The sequence below is a fragment of the Candidatus Synechococcus calcipolaris G9 genome (assembly GCF_029582805.1).
GTDB lineage: Bacteria > Cyanobacteriota > Cyanobacteriia > Thermosynechococcales > Thermosynechococcaceae > Synechococcus_F > Synechococcus_F calcipolaris.
Genome location: NZ_JAKKUT010000001.1, coordinates 474,557 through 490,991, shown reverse-complemented (window position 1 = coordinate 490,991; position 16,435 = coordinate 474,557). Strand labels below are relative to the sequence as shown.

Sequence of the window (16,435 nt, the reverse complement as noted above, 5' to 3'; positions counted from 1 at the left end):
CATCTAATCCGTAATTTGTAAAACAATTAAGGTCATATCATCGCCAATATGGCCATTGGGGCCAATGAATTCATCGACCTGATCAAAGATATAATCCTGGATCGCAGTGGGGTCTAGATTTTGGCGACAGGCATCCGCCAGGGCTTCTGCAAGACGTTCTTCCTGGTAGCGATCGCCCTTGGGATCATCGGCCTCTGTAATGCCATCGGTGTAGTAAATCAGGGTATCCCCCCTCTGTAGGCGCACCTCCGCTTCTTGATACTGACTCCCCGCATCCAGGCCAATGAGCATTCCATAGGTATCCAAGCGACGCACCGTTTGGGTTTCTTCCTGCCACAGGAGGGGGGGTAAATGGGCCGCATTACTGTAGGAGAGCAGATGGGTTTGGGGATTGTATTCCGAATAAAATAGGGTGACAAAACGGTGGGAATTTTCTAAATCCGGCTGCATGGCCCGATTCAGATGTTGCAATATCCGGCTGGGACGATGGCCATTTAAGGCCTCTGCCCGCAGCATTCCACGGGTCATCGTCATGATTAATCCAGCGGGCACGCCCTTTCCCATCACATCCCCAATGGCAATGCCCCAACGACCATCGGCGAGGGCCGTTTTATCCGCCAGACCATAGGTAATGGGAATGAAATCGTAGTAGTCGCCCCCCACCCAACTTGCGGTCTTACAGGTGGCCGCTAGGGCAAGTCCTTGAATATCGGGACATTGATGGGGGAGCAGCCGCTTCTGAATTTCCGCACCAATTTCCAATTCCCGATCCAAGCGTTGGCGATCTCGCAGTTTAATGGCTAACTCATCATTGGCAATGGCAACGGCTGTCTGATCCGCAATTACCTGGATTAACTGTTGCCGGGTTTCTGTCCATTCATAATCAGGGTTTTGACTAAAGATGTAGAGCCGTCCCCGTTCCGCCATTTGGGAATCTTTAACGAGAATTGCCGTACCATGGTAGGCAATATCATTTGGTAAGCGAATACTCAATTGCCGATCCAGAGATTCTTCCATATACCGGCGATCGTCCGTTTGATTCCGTTGATCGGGGGTATCCTCTACACTCTGTTGACTCTTCGCCTGTTCTTCAGCCAGCATTGCCAGACTTTCCGCCAGGGTGCGAGTCGCTGTTTCCAGGGCCGAACGAATATTGGGGCATTGTTCACTGGCATGGCAATGGAGTTGTTCCAGACGTATCTGGCCATCGGAGCGAAATAGGATCAAGGCCGCCGCATCCGCTTCCGTTACTCGGCTGGTAATGAGGGGAATAAGTTCAAAAAACTGATTAAGATTATTAAAACTTCGCAGAGCAAAGCTAAGGGACGCTAAAAGCTCTTGAATTTTGCTATTTTCCCGTTGCAAACGAGAGACCAGTTGCTTCAGAGCCAAGACTGGACTAGGGGATGCTTTCATCGCAGCAATAGAAGCAGGGGAGGGTAAACCAGAGGTCATTGGGGAGGGGAAAAAATTAGAATCAGAGCATTTGGCGTAAGTTGACTTTACAGCTTACATTTAGTTTAGGCAAGATAGTTTAACTAAGATGACTTCTCTGGGGAGTTAAGACGATGGCACTGATTGCGGGTAATCAATTTGTCAAGGATTTGGAGCAAGCGGGGGCACTAGCAATGGTCGTTCCTCCCGAGGGGGGCTTTGAAGGTCGCTATCAGCGGCGGTTGCGGAGTGCAGGATATACAACGCTCCATTTATCTGCCCCCGGATTAGGGGATTTAAGCAGCTATCTCACCCAAGTCCATGGGGTACGCCCGGCCCACACTGGCAAGGAAGATATTCGGGTTTATTTTCGTCCTCCCCTGGTCAACTATCACCTTGAGCAATTGCCGGCCAATTCAAAGGGCTTAGTCCTCTGGTTGATTGATGGTAAGAAACTATCCCAGCAGGAATTTGCCTACCTGGCACTGTTGCCGACCCTAGAGCCTCGGGTCAAGGTTGTGATTGAGGTGGGGGGCGATCGCCAAGTGGGTTGGAAACCCCTCAGTCAAGTGGCGGCCGCCTAGATTTTCCGCCAAGGTCATCAAACGCCTAGGGAGCGTCTAGGGAACTTCTTAAGTTGTTGTTATGTTCTGCCCATGGATCAAAAGTCTTGGGTAAAGTAGAAATAACGACTGGAGACCTAACCCATGAATCTTCTGGATCAACTGCGGCAAATGACCATTGTTGTCGCCGATACAGGTGATATTCAAGCCATTGAAAAGTTTACCCCCCGGGACGCAACCACCAATCCTTCGTTAATTACCGCTGCGGCCCAGATGGCGGAGTACCAATCCATTGTGGATGAAACCCTGCTCAAGGCTAAGGCCGATGCTGGCTCTGGTGCGCCCCAACAGCAGGTGGTCTCCCTGGCCTTCGATCGCCTGGCCGTGGCCTTTGGCCTAAAAATTCTGCAAATCATTCCTGGCCGTGTATCCACCGAAGTTGATGCCCGTCTATCCTACGATACCGATGCCACCGTCGCCAAAGCGCGGGAGCTGATTGCCCAGTATGCCGCCGCCGGAATCGGCCCCGATCGCGTCTTGATCAAAATTGCCTCCACCTGGGAAGGAATCAAGGCCGCAGAAATTCTCGAAAAAGAAGGAATCCACTGTAATCTCACCCTCCTATTTGGCCTCCACCAGGCGATCGCCTGTGCGGAAGCGGGGGCAACATTGATTTCTCCCTTTGTGGGACGAATTTTAGATTGGCACAAAAAGAATACGGGCCGCAGTAGCTATCCCGCCCCGGAGGATCCAGGCGTGATCTCCGTAACACAAATTTACAACTACTACAAAAAATTCGGCTACTCCACCGAAGTGATGGGAGCCAGCTTCCGCAATATTGGTGAAATTACTGAATTAGCGGGCTGTGATCTCCTCACCATTTCTCCCGCCCTGCTCAAGGAGTTACAAACCACCGAAGCGGATCTTCCCCGCAAGCTAGATGCCAGCACATCTGCTGCCATGGATATTGAAAAACTCACCATGGATAAGGCCACCTTTGATCAGATGCACGCCCAAGATAAGATGGCTTCGGAAAAACTAGATGAGGGAATTAAAGGTTTTACAAAAGCCCTAGAAACCCTAGAGGATATGCTGGCCCGGCAGTTAGCCCGTTTAGATGGGGGGGCTGTGATTAGCCATGCAGCGCAAGACCTCTTCCATGTCTATGATCTTGATGGCGATGGCACCATTACCCGCGAAGAGTGGCTAGGAACCGATGCCGTCTTTGATGCCCTAGATGCCAACAATGATGGCAAAGTTAGCCCGGAAGACATGGGGGCAGGTTTGGGTGTTGTGCTCCATCTAGCCAAGGTCAGCTAACATTCGGTTGTCCCCCATTGCGAATGATGGTTTGTGATTAAGCTGGTGCTGTGGCTGCCTTCATACTTTTGTTCATTCCCAAAAAGATACCTGCGATCGCCCTATTTTCAATGATCCTAGGGGCAGTGTTCAGTCTGGGGTTGTCCCCTACCCAAGCAACCCAACCTGATTCGGGACAATCGGTTAAGCAAGTCGAGTGTGATGTTTTAGTCATTGGCGGCGGATTGGCTGGTGCTGCTGCCGTCGATGAAGTTTTACGCCAAGGACAAACGGTTTGTCTGACCGAACTGACCGACTGGCTCGGCGGGCAAATTTCCGCCCAGGGTACATCGGCCTTGGATGAACGGCCCCGACAACGGGAACGCCTATTTTTTCCCCAGGGCTATAATCACCTGCGATCGCGGTTAATTGAACTCAATCAGAATCCACGCCCAGGGGATTGCTGGGTCAGTTTAGTTTGCTTTTTACCAGCCCAGGGGCATCACGTGATTATGGAGATGCTGCAAGAGCGGCAACGTCAACACCGGGGAACCCTAAAACTCTTTCTGAATACGGTTGTTAAAGACCTGACGATGGCAGCGGATCCGCAGGATACCACCGGAATGCTTGTAACGTCTGTCCTAGGGATTCAACACAAGCCTGCCGCCAATGCCCCTCCCCTGAATACCTATCCCCTCTCCCACACCCTAGCCGATGCTTACAAGATTGAGGACTCTGAGCTATTTAGTAAACAACTCATTCAATTTGTACCCCGCGATCAGGGGGATTGGATCGTCATTGAAGCGACGGAAACCGGAGAAATTTTAGCCTTGGCGGATATTCCCTACCGTCTGGGTATTGATCCCCTAACGGCTAGTAATCCCTCGGCATCGAGTACCTCTGCCTATCCCTACTGCCCCCAAGCTTTCACCTATACCTTTGCCATGGTTGCCACTGACCAGGCCCAGACCCCAGAGATGCCCCCCTTCTATCCCCAGTACGAACCCTTTTATAGTTTTGATTTACCCCGCTATGGTCAAGAACCTGAGTTAGTTTTTAGCTATCGCCGCATCTATAGTGCAAAACCGGGCCAGGATTTTCGCTCCGTGACGCCAGGGGATATTTCTATGCAAAACTGGGGCGGTGGCAATGATTATGGCCCGGGAACCCCTGAAGATAATCTCTTGCTGACCCGATCTCAGTTGATAGCCCAAGGACAGTTAGAGCCGGGGCAATGGCAAGGGGGCTACCGTATTGAAAGCTTACGGGGAGGAGAAGAATTAGCTCAGGGTTATTTTTATTGGCTAGTTGCAGGAACAACCGATTCTAAATTGGGCCCAGGCATCAAACAGCCTAATCCTTACCTACGTTACCTAAGTGGTTTGGATTCCCCCATGGGAACAATGCACGGTCTTTCTAAATTCCCCTATATCCGGGAAGGACGGCGACTCATTGGCCGCTATAGTCCGGCCTGGCCCCAGGGATTTGATATTGATGAAATTGACATATCCCGGAAAAACTATCCTGGGGATGACTACTACCGTCAGCATTTACCCCCGGCCATGTATCGTGAACTAGCGGCCCTGATGGGAGGTCTGGGGGGTATTGATCTGCTTTTAGGAAATCGCTCTTTGGAGCAAATCAATTGGCGCAGGCGATCGCGACTCTATCCTGACAGTATTGGCATTGGCCATTACCCCATTGATTTTCATCCCTGTATGCTTGACTCTCCCCCCGAGCGCCCAGGTAATATTGAACGGCCCGGCGAACGGCAGGGGGCTAGTGAAACCTATCCCTTTCAAGTTCCGCTGCGATCGCTGATCCCGCCCAAGGTGAATAATTTAATTGTCACCGGTAAAAATATTGCCATGGGTCACATTGCCGCCGCTGCCTATCGAGTCCAGTCCATTGAATGGTCCATGGGAGCCGGGGCCGGTACCACTGCTGCCTACGTCCTACAACACCAAATTCGTCCCCATGAACTAACGGATCCCCTACCCCTGTACAGTCCCCACTTAGCTCGGCTTCAGCATCGCCTTCAGGAAAACGAAAACCCCATTGCCTTTCCAGGGATGTCCATTTTTAATGAGAATTGGCAGGATTGGCCCTAGGGAAATGGGTCTTAAAAACAAAACTATGAACTATTCTAGACCGCTTCTTGATTTTTCTCGCTGGTGCGAATACGGATCACTTGCTCCACTGGGGTAATGAAAATCTTGCCATCCCCAATTTCGCCAGTGCGGGCTGCGGTAATGATTTTCTCGACCACCATATCGACTTGGTTATCTTCGACAACGATTTCCACCTTCAGCTTTTGTAAAAACTCAACGGTGTATTCAGAGCCGCGATACCGCTCGGTTTGACCCTTTTGGCGACCAAATCCCCGAACTTCTGAAACGGTCATGCCGACAATTCCAGCATTGACAAGGGCAATTTTAACTTCATCTAGCTTAAAAGGACGGATAATGGCTTCTACTTTCTTCAAGAGACTTCTCCTAACCGACCGTATCGTTAATTTAAGTATTGATCTACTAACTATTTATCTACCATTGTCAAACTCCTCTGACTTGTAGCATTCGATACACTATTCCGAGAAGTCAGGGAAAAATCAACTGAATCCAGGGGTGATCAACGCGGGCGATCGCCCCACCAGGAAAGGGATCGGTCTGGCTATGGTTAGGGGCCGTGAGGAGGTGGAGAAATTTTGCGATTTGGGCATAATTTGATCTCCGTGATAGGTGCTGCTGCAAAAATTGCCGCACAACTCGGCGTTGTAAAGCCAGATGGGCCTGGCCCAGCATGACCCGATGTAGACCAGGGGGATGGCTCTGCTCTAGGGTAAGACGGAGAGCTAGGGCCTGGGCTTCCAAGTACTCCCGATCGCCTTGGAGGAGGTCAGATGTGCGGGCAAGGGCCGGTTCAACCTGGGCATTGAAATGTTCTTGCAGGTAGGGGATCAATTCCTGGCGGATGCGGTTGCGGCGATAGGTGAGTTGCTCATTGGTGGCATCGGGCCAAGGGGAAATACCCTGGCCTTGACAAAAGCTGGCGGTTTCATCCCTAGTTATCCATAGCAGGGGGCGCACCAAACTAATCTCTGGGGTAAGCGATCGCTGCCAGGTCAAACTGGATAGGCCATCCAAACCGCTGCCCCGCAGCAAATTCAATAACACCGTTTCCGCTTGATCACTGGCGGTATGGCCCGTGACCACATGGGAGCAGTTTTGCCCTTGGGCCATCTCTGTGAAGACCTGATATCGCCATGCCCGCGCCGCCGCTTCGGTTTTTTGAGTTTTAATCTCTGGAGGGGCGATCGCCACTCGACAGGTCACTCCCCAGGTTTCACTTAGGGTTTGGACAAACTCGGCATTGGCTTGGGCATCCTCTCGCCAACCATGGTTGCAATGCACCACCTGCAATGACCAATGCCAATGGGGCTGTAAATCAATGAGGAGCCGTAGCAAACAAAGGGAATCCTGACCACCGGAAACGCCAATCAAAAGGGAGCCATGGGGGGGCAACCAGGGGTGTTGGCGTAACAATTGATGTAAACGGGCCTGAACCCATCCCCAAGCCATGGCAACCCCAAGGATGTAGAAAAACTAACCCCTAGAAAAACCAGCCATAGGAATGTAACCCCTTGCCGAGGAGATTAACCCCTAGGTAGCAAATCCAAACCACGACAAATCCTCCCGTGGCTAAAATCGCCGGACGACGACCCTGCCAGTCGCGGGTAATCCGGGCATGGAGATAGGCGGCAAAGACAAGCCAAACAATCAAGGCCCAGGTTTCCTTGGGATCCCAACTCCAGGGCGCACCCCAGGCTTCATTGGCCCAAACTGCCCCAGAAATAATGCCAATGGTTAAGAGGGGAAATCCCAGGCCGATCATGCGATAGCTGAGATTATCTAAGGTTTCAGCCAACGTTAAACGCTGAATGGAAAGGGTTGGGGTGGCCGCAGTCAAGAGAGCCGTTCCCCCTGTGTTGCTTAGGGGGGCACTGGGATCCGGTTCCCCAGGAGAGGACACCTGAGCAGAGGATTTGACCGAGCGGAAGCCACCGGTGCCAATGGAACTCCCTTTCAGTTCGATGGGTTTCCCCCAGGTCACGACTAAAAAGGCGATCGCCAGCAGGGAGCCGACCATCAATGTGGCATAACTGAGCATCATCACACTCACATGCATCATTAACCAATTGGATTTTAAGGCGGGAACCAGGGGGGCGGAGGTTTGCATGTCCGGGGGCAAGGACAGGGCGGCAAAGGCGGTAATCCCCATGGCCACAGGAGCCGTCACCACCCCCACTAAGGGATTGCCACTAATGCTCTCGGCCACAAGATGCATGGTCGTCAAGCCCCAACAGAGAAAAAAGAGGGACTCATAGAGATTACTAATGGGGAAATAGCCCCCCTCCAGCCAACGGGATAGCAAAAGGCCGGCAATACATAGATTGGCGATCGCCATGCCAGTGCGACCTAGACTGGGCAACCAGTCAAATCGGGGAAACGCGGCCCCCCCCCAGTAGATGAGCATTGTTAGAAATAAAATTGCAAAAGCGGCATTATCCAGCCAATTTTCAAGCGTAACCAAATCCATTGGGGGGCATCCTCAGTAGCGATCGCCAGTAGTAGCTTAGTTTTTAATAGCTTTTTAGTAGCTTAGGGTTTTCTAGTCTCCGTTCCCTATTTTACCTGGGTCGTTACCAAGACAACGGCCTCAATCACCACCTGATCTCCTTCAATCCTGGTAATGGCCCAACGTAAGGGAGTACCGTACTCCTCTAGGGCCTGAACAATAGTCTTTTGGAGAGCTAGGGGTGGGCGTTCTAGGGGTAAACGGAGACAGACAAATTGGGTCGTTAGTTGATCCATCACCCGCTCCACTGCCTGATATATGACATAGACCATACCATCCTCAGAAACCCTAGGAATCCACGGTAGCCGATAGTTGCATCTGTGCTTGGCAATTTTTACAAAGACCAAAAAACTCTAGGGTATGGTAATAAATTTCAAACTGCTGAGATCGCCGTAATTCCGACTCAAGTTCTTGGACGGGGCAGACATGGATGGGGATGGATACACCACACTGTAGACAGGTTAAATGGTGCTGATCCTGTTGAACCAGGCTATAAACAACTTCGCCACTGGCCAGGGGCCGGGCTTGAACGACACCACTCACTTTCAGGGAATCCAAGCCTCGGTAGACCGTTGCTAAACCCAAGGGTTGATTTTGGGTACGCAATTCAATATAGAGATCTTGGGCAGAAATGGGCCGTGCTAAAACCTTGAGGATACTGAGGATTGTGTCTTGACTGCGGGGACGGCGACTCGCCATAGATCAAACAAAATAAACACCCTCTGCTCATTTTACGTGGTTTTGGGGGCTGAATCCCTTGGGGTGGCTCAGGCAAGCTCTGCGGCCCAGGCGATCGCCGCCTCTAAACTACGGGAACTGGCGATTCCTTGGCCGGCAATATCAAAGGCTGTACCATGGTCCGGCGAGGTACGAATAAAGGGTAGGCCGATGGTAGTATTCACCGCTTCCGCAAAGGCTAACATCTTCACCGGAATTAACCCCTGATCATGGTAGAGGGCTAAATAGGCATCGTAGGCAGGATAGGTGATTCCATCATTAGACGTGGCTCCCCAGGCCTGGGCGGCTCCAATCCATAGGGTATCCGGGGGAACCGGCCCCACCAATGTCACCTGGGGATATTGCCGCCGTTTGTCCTCTAGCCAGGGAATCAACCACGTGATTTCTTCCTGACCCAATTGCCCCTGTTCGCCACTGTGGGGATTTAATCCAGGCAGGGCAATTCTGGGGGTTGTTAGCCCGAGGGATTCAGATAAAACCTGAATGAGTAGATCTAATTTTTGGCTAAGAAGGTCTGGAGTTAGGCGATCAGGAACCCTCCGCAGGGGAATGTGGGTAGTAGCCAGCAAGGTTCGCAAGACCCAATCCGTGCGTGGCGATCGCCCTAAAAAGAGCATTCCCACCGCCGCTGCTTCTGCCCGCTCCGCCAACACTTCGGTTTGCCCCGGATAATCGTAGCCCGCTGTTTTCCAGGTCGCCTTACTAATGGGAGCGGTGACAATCCCATCAAACTCTCCCCCTAGAGTGCGGCCAATGGCCTGATCCAGATAGGCAAAACTAGCGGCTCCACTGGCAACACTGGGCTGGCCCGGTTCAATGAACGCCGCCGTCTCCAAATCCACAATGGTCAAGGAGGCAGGATCAATAGGGTCTTGACCTTGCTGGCGGAGTTGGATGTAAGTTTGCTCTAAAATCCGACGACTACCAAAGATGGTAATGGCAGATAGACCATCCGAATCAAGGCCCCCAGTAGGTGTGAGGGCCTTAAGGATAATTTCTGGGCCAATTCCAGCAGGATCCCCCAGAGTTAGGGCTAGGCGAGGCTTAAGCCTCTTAGATTTAGGCTTCTTGGAGGATGGCTTCTTCTTCACTATCACTGCTGAAGGATTCCGATTCGTCCTCGGCGATCGCCTCTACGGGCATCCGGGCAGCCTCTGCTTTCATACGCAGTTCTTCCCGATATTTTTCCGCCATTTCTTCCGCTTTTTCGTAGACAAGCTGGGGATTCTTGACCATATCTCCCGCTTCCGGTTCCAGTTGCTTGGTGGAAAGGGAAATCCGACCCCGCTCCGCATCTAGATCAATAATCATCACCTTGAGTTGATCATTGACATTAAAGACACTGTGGGGCGTATCAATGTGGTCATGGGAAATTTCGGAAATGTGGAGAAGACCACTCACGCCACCAATATCAATAAAGGCACCGTAGGGTTTAATACCGCGCACGGTTCCCACCACCACTTCGCTGACTTCTAGCTTGTTCATCTTCCGCTCAACGAGGGCGCGACGATGGCTGAGAACGAGGCGATTCCGCTCTTCATCCACCTCTAGAAACTTGAGGGGCAGTTCTTCACCCACCAGTTCTTCTTTATTGACACGGGTACTGATGTGGGAGCCGGGAATAAAGCCCCGTAGACCTTCAATCCGCACCAAGGCTCCCCCCCGATTGGTGGCAAAGACCTGGGAGCGCACCGTGGCATCCTCCGCCTGTAATTGCCGCACCCGTTCCCAGGCCCGCATATACTCAATGCGACGAATGGAAAGGGTAAGCTGACCGTCTTCGTTCTCATCGGCGAGGATGAAAAATTCACGGGTTTCATTGGATTGCAGCACTTCCTCAGGGGTATCAATCCGATTGATCGACATTTCCTGAATCGGGATATAAGCAGCCGTTTTTGCGCCGATGTCAATCAGTGCGCCCTTCGGCTCAATACTAAAAACTGTCCCCGGGACGACATCTCCTGGGTTAAAGTGATAGTCGTATTTGTCGAGTAAGGCGGCAAAATCAGCGTGCGTAAAGCCCACATCAAAGGTTTGTTCCTGATTGACCATGCGAGTATGTTCCTAGCTCCTTAACGAATGGAGAAAAAAGTTTAGCGTTAACACAGGTGGGTGTAGCACGTAATCACGCAAGCGATCGCCCTAACACTATCTGAATGGATCTACAATCTTAGCCCAGACTTTGGCCCTTGGCTAGGGCAAGCCATAAAAAGAATAAAAAGATTTGTATTCTCGGACACGCTTAGGGTAATTTTGGGGGTTAATCCTGAAGTTGCCGCAGAATTTTTAGGGACTCATCCACATGGGCGGAAAAGTTAAGCATCGAGTCAAAAATATGGCGGACAATTCCTTCTTGGTCAATGATGTAAGTGACCCGGCCGGGAACCATGCCAAAAATCGGCCCGGGTACGCCGTACAGTTTCCGTACCTGATTTCCTTCGTCACTGAGCAAAATAAAGGGCAACTGATGGTTTTTGGCAAATCGATCCTGGGCGGCAACGGAATCATTGCTCAGACCAATTACTTCGGCTCCCAATTCCTGGAAAACGGTGTAGGCATCCCGAAAGGAGCAGGCTTGAACGGTGCAACCCGGTGTATCGGATTTGGGATAGAAATAGAGAACGACGGGCTTTTTGCCGATGTAGTCCTGGAGGTGAATGGTGGTACCTGTCCCTGAGGGGAGACTAAAATCCGGGGCGCGATCGCCAACGGCCACAGCCATTAATTACCTCCTAGCCACTTTTGGGCATTTAAACGCTGCATAACGCCAAAGACGAGTAGGGGGAGGGTGATCTTGCGTTCATCACACAGGAACGGCTCAATGGTACTGGGGGGAATCCCATTGGTTGTTTCCACGAAGGCTTTCCGTCCTTGTAGGGTGCCATCTAGAAAATAAAGCTTAAATTGCCGCTGCCCTTCGCCCCATTCTCCAGAGAGGATATTGCCCTCTAGGGTGGCCTGGAAGTCATCAATCTTGGCGGCGGTGAAGGCGGCCTTGAGGGCGGGTAGATAGTCCTGATTCATAAATTCGCCAAAGGGCTTATCTTCTAAGGCGGGGGGCTTTTCTTTTTTAGCAGTTTTTTTGGGCTGTGCTGCCTCAGTTGTCGTGGTTTCAGTCTCTTGAGACATTGAGGGTATCCCCACAGGTTCTAGCGATAAACTCTTTGATAATAACACTTGGGTTACTTTGCGTTACTCTGGGCAGGCGTTATGATCCAGTAAATTGACAATCCGTTGTCAAAACTGTTGCCAAAATTAGGGAAATGGCTTTTATAATCGTCATGGATTGTTCCTGGCTTTTCAGTCCTGGAGAAAATACACAATGAATGAGTTACGGGCGGCTTTGGAATTGGCAACGGAAGAGGAACTACAAGACTTGACCGAAATTCTTTTCCGACGGAAGCTGAATCCCATTGATTACCTGCGGACCCCTGATCCAATTCAGGTACAGTGCCAGGATCGCCAAGATTGGCTGGATCAGATTGAGGCCCGGTTTCGCTTTTTAGCCGCCGATGGTCTTACGGTTCTCAAGGGTCAAAGCCAACAAATTAGCTATCGGCAAACCTTGATGCGGGTCTGTCGTTACCTGAAACTGAAATTTTCCCCCAGTTGGACGACTAATGAATTAGAGCTGGAAATCTTTCTGGGCCTCCTACAGCGGATGTGGCAAAAATTACCCGATCGCGATCGCCAGGTTCTTGTCTCGCAAATTGAAGACTCCTTACCCCAACTGAGCCAGGGCCGCAAAATTTCCGTGGAAACCATTCGCCTAGTTCTTGAAGGTAGTGCGGCGATCGCCGTTAGTTCCCTCATTCGTCCCCTGTTAGTGCAGCAGGTGGCCCGTCAATTTGCCATTAAGCTGGCGGGTTATAAGCTGTCCATTACCCCCCTCGTAGGTAAGGGGATGGCCATGGGGGCGACCAAGTATGCCCTCGGTCGGAGTGTTTTAGCCTTTGCCAGTACGGCTCTGTGGATCTGGTTCGCTGCTGATTTGGGCTGGCGGGCGATCGCTACAAACTATGGCCGCATTATCCCGACAATTTTTACCATTGCCCAAATTCGTCTCCTGCGAGGGGATGAGTGGCTACCTGCCTTTTAGCAGTCATTTAGAAGTTATCTAGTTTAAGAGTGATCTAAAGAGGGTTAAACCATCGAGGGAATGGGATTCCGGTAAATGGGCCTGATTCATCTGGGGATCGGCGGCCCGTTCTGGGTGGGGCATCAGACCGAGAACATTTCCACGGCGATTACAAATACCCGCAATATTGTGGAGGGAGCCGTTGGGGTTACTGGTTGCATCCCACTGGCCTTGGGGTTGGCAATAGCGGAAGAGAATTTGCTGGTGATCCTCTAGGCTTTTAAGAGTATCGGCATCAGCATAGTAACAGCCTTCGCCGTGGGCAATGGGCAAATTAATCACCTGCTCTGTGTGAAAGTTACGGCTCCAAGGGGTTTGATTCGTCTCAACCCGTAAATGCACCCGATCGCAGATAAAATGTAAATCCCGATTGCGAACGAGGGCCCCCGGTAATAAACCCGCTTCGGTGAGAACTTGAAAGCCATTACATATTCCCAGCAGCCATTTACCGGCCTCAGCATGATCCTTGACGGCGGGCATAATGGCCGAAAAGCGGGCGATCGCCCCACAGCGTAAATAATCTCCGTAGCTAAACCCACCGGGAATGACCACCAGATCACAATCTGCCACATCTTTCTCTTGATGCCAGATGAATCGCGTCGGCCAATTTAGGATGTCTTGGGTAATATGGGCCACATCGCGATCGCAATTTGAGCCAGGAAAAACAATAATGCCAACCTTAGGGGAAGAACTCACCGCACGAATACTCAATACTCAGGTATCAGTATCTTAACGGCTTTCAGGAACGACTCAACGAGCCACACATTTGTAACCAGTTGTGATCAGTGATTATGGGAGCAATGGCTGATGGCATCAGGGATGGAAACTGACTTTGAATACAATCTAAGGGAATCTTTTGCCCTTTATGATAGTGAGGATGTCAACCAAGACTATATGAAAGATCAAGAGAAATTGACTGATTTACCTTTATTAACTCCAGGAAGTAGTCAGTATGAGTCAAATTTAGGTCGTTTAATCAATGGTACTGCCTCGACCCAACAACCTGCGCTCATCATTCAGCCTACCTCGTTGGCGGACGTACAAGAAGCAGTCAGATATGCCGCCAGTCGCAATATGCCCATCAGTGTTTGCAGTGGTGGCCATAGTTCCTTTTGTGCCGTTGATGGTAGCCTCATGCTTGATCTTGCTCCGGAACTTAATCGAGTAACCGTAGAAGGAAATAGGGTCAGGGTGCAGGGGGGTGCAACCATGGGCAAAATTCTTGAAACTTTGGCCCCTTACGGCTCCATGATTCCAGTGGGGGCCTATGGTACACCAGGATTTGGCTTGCTCACCATGGGAGGAGTAGGGCACCTGAGCCGCAGTCTAGGTTTGACCGTGGATGCGATCGCAGAGTTAAGGGGAGTCAGGGCTGATGGTCAGTCCTTTACCATCTCTGCCAGCAGTGGAGATAAGCCAATGTGGACCTTGCTCAGAGGGGGCGCAATATTTTTGGCAATTATCACAGAGGCAACCCTGCGTACTTTTCAGCGGCAACGACTACAACTACAGCGTCACATTGCTGACCTTGAGCAGTTACAGGCATTATTAGCCATAGCTGAAAGCTTGCCCCAGGGGGCATCCTGTTCCTTTATTCTCGGTTATACTCCTGACACCCAAATACCCGCTGTGATGACCTATGCAGTAGCTCCGCTGGAAGATATTGCGGCAATTTCAGGTCTGGGTCAGCTTTCTAGTGACTGGATCTTTGAGGCAGAAGGGTTGGAGGCATTACCCCCCTTTGAACTACCGTTCCAAGACGGCACAAACCGGAAAGACCCAGTTTCGTTGCCACCCCGACAACATCGCCTCAGAACTTGGGTCTATTCCCTCTCTCTGCCCCGAGGACAGGTTAATACCTTGGCAAAACTATTACAGAGGGCGATCGCCACAGTCCCCAATCATATGTGCCAAATCGATCTCCAGCATGTGGGTGGTGTGGTCAACGATATACCCCCACTAGCCACTGCCTACACAGGGCGAAATGCGGAGTGGTCCATTGTGGTTACTGCGGTATGGAACCCCAATGAGTCTTCCGGTGCAAAGGAGGGTAGAGCCTGGGCAGATCAGGTATTTGAAGCTTTGCTCCCCCTAGCGAATCACTACTATATTGTCCAGAGACATCCCGGAACCAACGTTTATGATCAGGAACTACGTTTAGCCTATGGGCCTTTGCTAGAGTTACTGAAATTGCAGAAACAACAGTGGGATCCCCAGGGACTGTTACCTGGTTTGACCTAACTCAGATAATCCCGCACAATTTCACCGATCTCCACCTGCTGCGAATTTGCCTGGTAGGTAATCGTCCCCAATAGCTCCCCATCCTGCTGGAGCTTCTTTTGCTTCTTGCGCTTCCGTCGCTTGCGGTTAATGGTTGCCGCCGCCAGCGGGGCCCAGTGCTGCCCCTCCATTACGGTAATGGTTTCCTGGGGGCTGCCTAGCTGACGAATCCGGGTACGGGTCTTCATGTCCATGTATGCCCCAATCTCGGCAAACATTTCTCTGGGATTGCCCAGGCGATCGGCTTGCCGGTTCAGGACGGTTTGCAGCCCTTGGTCTTCCAGGGTGACGCGGATACTGGTCATGCTACTGACACGAACTCGCCTGAAAACCCCATTTCTCGGACTCTGTCATAGTCTTCAATAAGTTGATCTAACCCCAGCAAGTCCTCAAGTTCATACCCTTGATTAGGGGTAATTAGCCCGTGACCAACAGAGCAGAATATTTCACCAAGCATAATCAGCCTGGACTGAAGTGGAAAGTCATTACTCAATCCAATCTCAATTCGTTCTTTAATATCTTCAAAATTTTTGTCCTGCATCAATCTCCTCCCTTTCCAATACTTGAATCCTGCCATCGCCGTAAATCAAGGCAACTTTCAAGATTCTTTGGGTTTTCTTGTCAATGTGTATGGCACGGTCAAGCCCAATATTTAGATCCTGAACATCAACCTGCCTATTGACATGGTAAGCAATTCGAGGGGCTTGCGACCGGCCGTGAACCAGTCCACGCTGGAAAGCTCCTCGAATGTTTTTCGCCTTGGCGGTCAACTCCTTGAACTCCCACGACTCCCCATCGACTAGGGCATCAAATCGTCTTTGCCCGTCTTCTCCCTCCTCATCAACCAACTCTACTCGATAGCCCTGACGCGCAAACGTTTCAGCCACAAAGACTTCCGATTCAAAGCTTGCACTTCGATTGTGCCCCTCATGAATCAGCACATAACCCCCGGTTTGCTCATCGAAATAGTGCTTCTCATACTCCGAACCAGCGGCTTCGTAGGCAAAGCGTTTCTGGGCAATGGGGTTCACGGCGGTTCCTGGTGCATGTCCTTGAACTTCTGCTATTATCCGTTGCTGCAACTGCGGATCAAGCCGCTGAATGATTTGCCGCCGCCGTTCTTTGACATTGGACTCCCCAGGCACATAATCGCCTGCCCCTGCCTCCACCTTTGCCACTGTCCCCTTGCCGGTCTTGGGGTCAACCACATCTATCACGCCGCCAATCATCGGTGGGTTATCAGGCTCATCTTTGCCCATGTGTTCCAAATCCCGCTCGGAGAGCGTCACCACACTGCACTGACAGCCCCATCCGCAGGGCGGGTACATCGTCACCCCTGCTGAAATTC

The 16,435-nt window shown here is 51.2% G+C and carries 19 protein-coding genes; 5 read left to right on the top strand and 14 right to left on the bottom strand.

Features of this window, described 5'->3' with window-relative positions:
* Nucleotides 1-3: 3 nt before the first annotated feature.
* Nucleotides 4-1,416, bottom strand: a complete 1,413-nt coding sequence (locus tag L3556_RS02500; protein WP_277865726.1) for a PP2C family protein-serine/threonine phosphatase — start codon at nt 1,414-1,416, stop codon at nt 4-6.
* Nucleotides 1,417-1,568: 152 nt separating this feature from the next.
* Between L3556_RS02500 and L3556_RS02495 the strand changes: the two genes are divergently transcribed.
* The 3 genes from L3556_RS02495 to L3556_RS02485 all read left to right on the top strand — a co-directional run bounded on the left by L3556_RS02495 (nt 1,569) and on the right by L3556_RS02485 (nt 5,407).
* A complete protein-coding gene (locus L3556_RS02495) occupies nt 1,569-2,018 on the top strand; it encodes an NAD(P)H-quinone oxidoreductase subunit N (protein WP_277865725.1) in 450 nt (149 codons plus the stop codon).
* Nucleotides 2,019-2,141: 123 nt separating this feature from the next.
* Nucleotides 2,142-3,317: a transaldolase gene (locus L3556_RS02490; RefSeq protein ID WP_277865724.1), complete on the top strand. Its 1,176-nt coding sequence runs from the start codon at nt 2,142-2,144 to the stop codon at nt 3,315-3,317.
* Nucleotides 3,318-3,367: 50 nt separating this feature from the next.
* On the top strand, nt 3,368-5,407 hold the full coding sequence (locus L3556_RS02485; RefSeq protein ID WP_277865723.1) for an FAD-dependent oxidoreductase: 2,040 nt from the start codon (nt 3,368-3,370) through the stop codon (nt 5,405-5,407).
* A gap of 35 nt (nt 5,408-5,442) precedes the next feature.
* On the opposite strand, the gene L3556_RS02480 is transcribed toward L3556_RS02485, so the two are convergent.
* The 9 genes from L3556_RS02480 to L3556_RS02440 all read right to left on the bottom strand — a co-directional run bounded on the left by L3556_RS02480 (nt 5,443) and on the right by L3556_RS02440 (nt 11,798).
* Nucleotides 5,443-5,781, bottom strand: a complete 339-nt coding sequence (locus tag L3556_RS02480) for a P-II family nitrogen regulator (RefSeq protein ID WP_277865722.1) — start codon at nt 5,779-5,781, stop codon at nt 5,443-5,445.
* A gap of 112 nt (nt 5,782-5,893) precedes the next feature.
* Nucleotides 5,894-6,874: a tRNA lysidine(34) synthetase TilS gene (tilS, locus tag L3556_RS02475; RefSeq protein ID WP_277865721.1), complete on the bottom strand. Its 981-nt coding sequence runs from the start codon at nt 6,872-6,874 to the stop codon at nt 5,894-5,896.
* A gap of 31 nt (nt 6,875-6,905) precedes the next feature.
* On the bottom strand, nt 6,906-7,892 hold the full coding sequence (gene ccsB, locus L3556_RS02470) for a c-type cytochrome biogenesis protein CcsB (protein ID WP_277865720.1): 987 nt from the start codon (nt 7,890-7,892) through the stop codon (nt 6,906-6,908).
* Between the two features lie 86 nt (nt 7,893-7,978).
* The gene (locus tag L3556_RS02465) at nt 7,979-8,203 is read right to left on the bottom strand and encodes a hypothetical protein (RefSeq protein WP_277865719.1); all 225 of its coding nucleotides are present in this window, start codon (nt 8,201-8,203) and stop codon (nt 7,979-7,981) included.
* 16 nt (nt 8,204-8,219) lie between these two features.
* Complete coding sequence (locus tag L3556_RS02460) at nt 8,220-8,630, bottom strand: Fur family transcriptional regulator (RefSeq protein WP_277865718.1); 411 nt, start codon at nt 8,628-8,630, stop codon at nt 8,220-8,222.
* A 68-nt stretch (nt 8,631-8,698) separates the two neighbouring features.
* Complete coding sequence (pdxA, locus tag L3556_RS02455) at nt 8,699-9,760, bottom strand: 4-hydroxythreonine-4-phosphate dehydrogenase PdxA (RefSeq protein ID WP_277865717.1); 1,062 nt, start codon at nt 9,758-9,760, stop codon at nt 8,699-8,701.
* Nucleotides 9,729-10,721, bottom strand: coding sequence for a 30S ribosomal protein S1 (locus tag L3556_RS02450; RefSeq protein WP_277865716.1), 993 nt, complete (start codon nt 10,719-10,721; stop codon nt 9,729-9,731). The genes pdxA and L3556_RS02450 overlap by 32 nt, the downstream gene beginning before the upstream one ends.
* A 208-nt stretch (nt 10,722-10,929) precedes the next feature.
* The gene (locus L3556_RS02445; RefSeq protein ID WP_277865715.1) at nt 10,930-11,391 is read right to left on the bottom strand and encodes a peroxiredoxin; all 462 of its coding nucleotides are present in this window, start codon (nt 11,389-11,391) and stop codon (nt 10,930-10,932) included.
* Complete coding sequence (locus tag L3556_RS02440; protein WP_277865714.1) at nt 11,391-11,798, bottom strand: DUF2996 domain-containing protein; 408 nt, start codon at nt 11,796-11,798, stop codon at nt 11,391-11,393. The genes L3556_RS02445 and L3556_RS02440 overlap by 1 nt, the downstream gene beginning before the upstream one ends.
* 193 nt (nt 11,799-11,991) lie before the next feature.
* Between L3556_RS02440 and L3556_RS02435 the strand changes: the two genes are divergently transcribed.
* Nucleotides 11,992-12,768 (top strand): YaaW family protein, encoded by a 777-nt coding sequence (locus tag L3556_RS02435; RefSeq protein WP_277865713.1) that lies wholly within the window; start codon nt 11,992-11,994, stop codon nt 12,766-12,768.
* 18 nt (nt 12,769-12,786) lie between these two features.
* Here the strand turns inward: L3556_RS02435 and purQ are convergent, their stop codons facing one another.
* Entirely contained in the window at nt 12,787-13,512 is a 726-nt protein-coding gene (gene purQ, locus L3556_RS02430) for a phosphoribosylformylglycinamidine synthase subunit PurQ (protein WP_277865776.1), read from the bottom strand.
* A gap of 114 nt (nt 13,513-13,626) precedes the next feature.
* On the opposite strand from purQ, the gene L3556_RS02425 reads away from it, so the two are divergent.
* Nucleotides 13,627-15,048 carry an FAD-binding oxidoreductase gene (locus tag L3556_RS02425; protein WP_277865712.1) on the top strand — a complete coding sequence of 474 codons (1,422 nt, stop codon included), beginning with the start codon at nt 13,627-13,629 and terminating at the stop codon, nt 15,046-15,048.
* Here the strand turns inward: L3556_RS02425 and L3556_RS02420 are convergent.
* From L3556_RS02420 to L3556_RS02410, 3 genes are read right to left on the bottom strand one after another with little or no spacing between them, the layout of a single operon-like run.
* Nucleotides 15,045-15,392: a phage virion morphogenesis family protein gene (locus tag L3556_RS02420; protein ID WP_277865711.1), complete on the bottom strand. Its 348-nt coding sequence runs from the start codon at nt 15,390-15,392 to the stop codon at nt 15,045-15,047. The genes L3556_RS02425 and L3556_RS02420 overlap by 4 nt on opposite strands.
* Nucleotides 15,389-15,628, bottom strand: a complete 240-nt coding sequence (locus L3556_RS02415) for a hypothetical protein (protein ID WP_277865710.1) — start codon at nt 15,626-15,628, stop codon at nt 15,389-15,391. Before L3556_RS02415 ends, L3556_RS02420 begins: the two co-directional genes overlap by 4 nt.
* Complete coding sequence (locus L3556_RS02410; RefSeq protein ID WP_277865709.1) at nt 15,609-16,415, bottom strand: CdiA C-terminal domain-containing protein; 807 nt, start codon at nt 16,413-16,415, stop codon at nt 15,609-15,611. The genes L3556_RS02415 and L3556_RS02410 overlap by 20 nt, the downstream gene beginning before the upstream one ends.
* Nucleotides 16,416-16,435 lie beyond the last annotated feature (20 nt).

Bases quoted from the DNA above. Each gene is read 5' to 3' on its own strand.
- L3556_RS02500 (WP_277865726.1), bottom strand. From the start codon at position 1,416: ATGAAAGCATCCCCTAGTCCAGTCTTGGCTCTGAAGCAACTGGTCTCT.
- L3556_RS02495 (WP_277865725.1), top strand. From the start codon at position 1,569: ATGGCACTGATTGCGGGTAATCAATTTGTCAAGGATTTGGAGCAAGCG.
- L3556_RS02490 (WP_277865724.1), top strand. From the start codon at position 2,142: ATGAATCTTCTGGATCAACTGCGGCAAATGACCATTGTTGTCGCCGAT.
- tilS (WP_277865721.1), bottom strand. From the start codon at position 6,874: ATGGCTTGGGGATGGGTTCAGGCCCGTTTACATCAATTGTTACGCCAA.
- ccsB (WP_277865720.1), bottom strand. From the start codon at position 7,892: ATGGATTTGGTTACGCTTGAAAATTGGCTGGATAATGCCGCTTTTGCA.
- L3556_RS02465 (WP_277865719.1), bottom strand. From the start codon at position 8,203: ATGGTCTATGTCATATATCAGGCAGTGGAGCGGGTGATGGATCAACTA.
- L3556_RS02460 (WP_277865718.1), bottom strand. From the start codon at position 8,630: ATGGCGAGTCGCCGTCCCCGCAGTCAAGACACAATCCTCAGTATCCTC.
- L3556_RS02450 (WP_277865716.1), bottom strand. From the start codon at position 10,721: ATGGTCAATCAGGAACAAACCTTTGATGTGGGCTTTACGCACGCTGAT.
- L3556_RS02445 (WP_277865715.1), bottom strand. From the start codon at position 11,391: ATGGCTGTGGCCGTTGGCGATCGCGCCCCGGATTTTAGTCTCCCCTCA.
- L3556_RS02440 (WP_277865714.1), bottom strand. From the start codon at position 11,798: ATGTCTCAAGAGACTGAAACCACGACAACTGAGGCAGCACAGCCCAAA.
- L3556_RS02435 (WP_277865713.1), top strand. From the start codon at position 11,992: ATGAATGAGTTACGGGCGGCTTTGGAATTGGCAACGGAAGAGGAACTA.
- L3556_RS02425 (WP_277865712.1), top strand. From the start codon at position 13,627: ATGGAAACTGACTTTGAATACAATCTAAGGGAATCTTTTGCCCTTTAT.
- L3556_RS02420 (WP_277865711.1), bottom strand. From the start codon at position 15,392: ATGACCAGTATCCGCGTCACCCTGGAAGACCAAGGGCTGCAAACCGTC.
- L3556_RS02415 (WP_277865710.1), bottom strand. From the start codon at position 15,628: ATGCAGGACAAAAATTTTGAAGATATTAAAGAACGAATTGAGATTGGA.
- L3556_RS02410 (WP_277865709.1), bottom strand. From the start codon at position 16,415: ATGTACCCGCCCTGCGGATGGGGCTGTCAGTGCAGTGTGGTGACGCTC.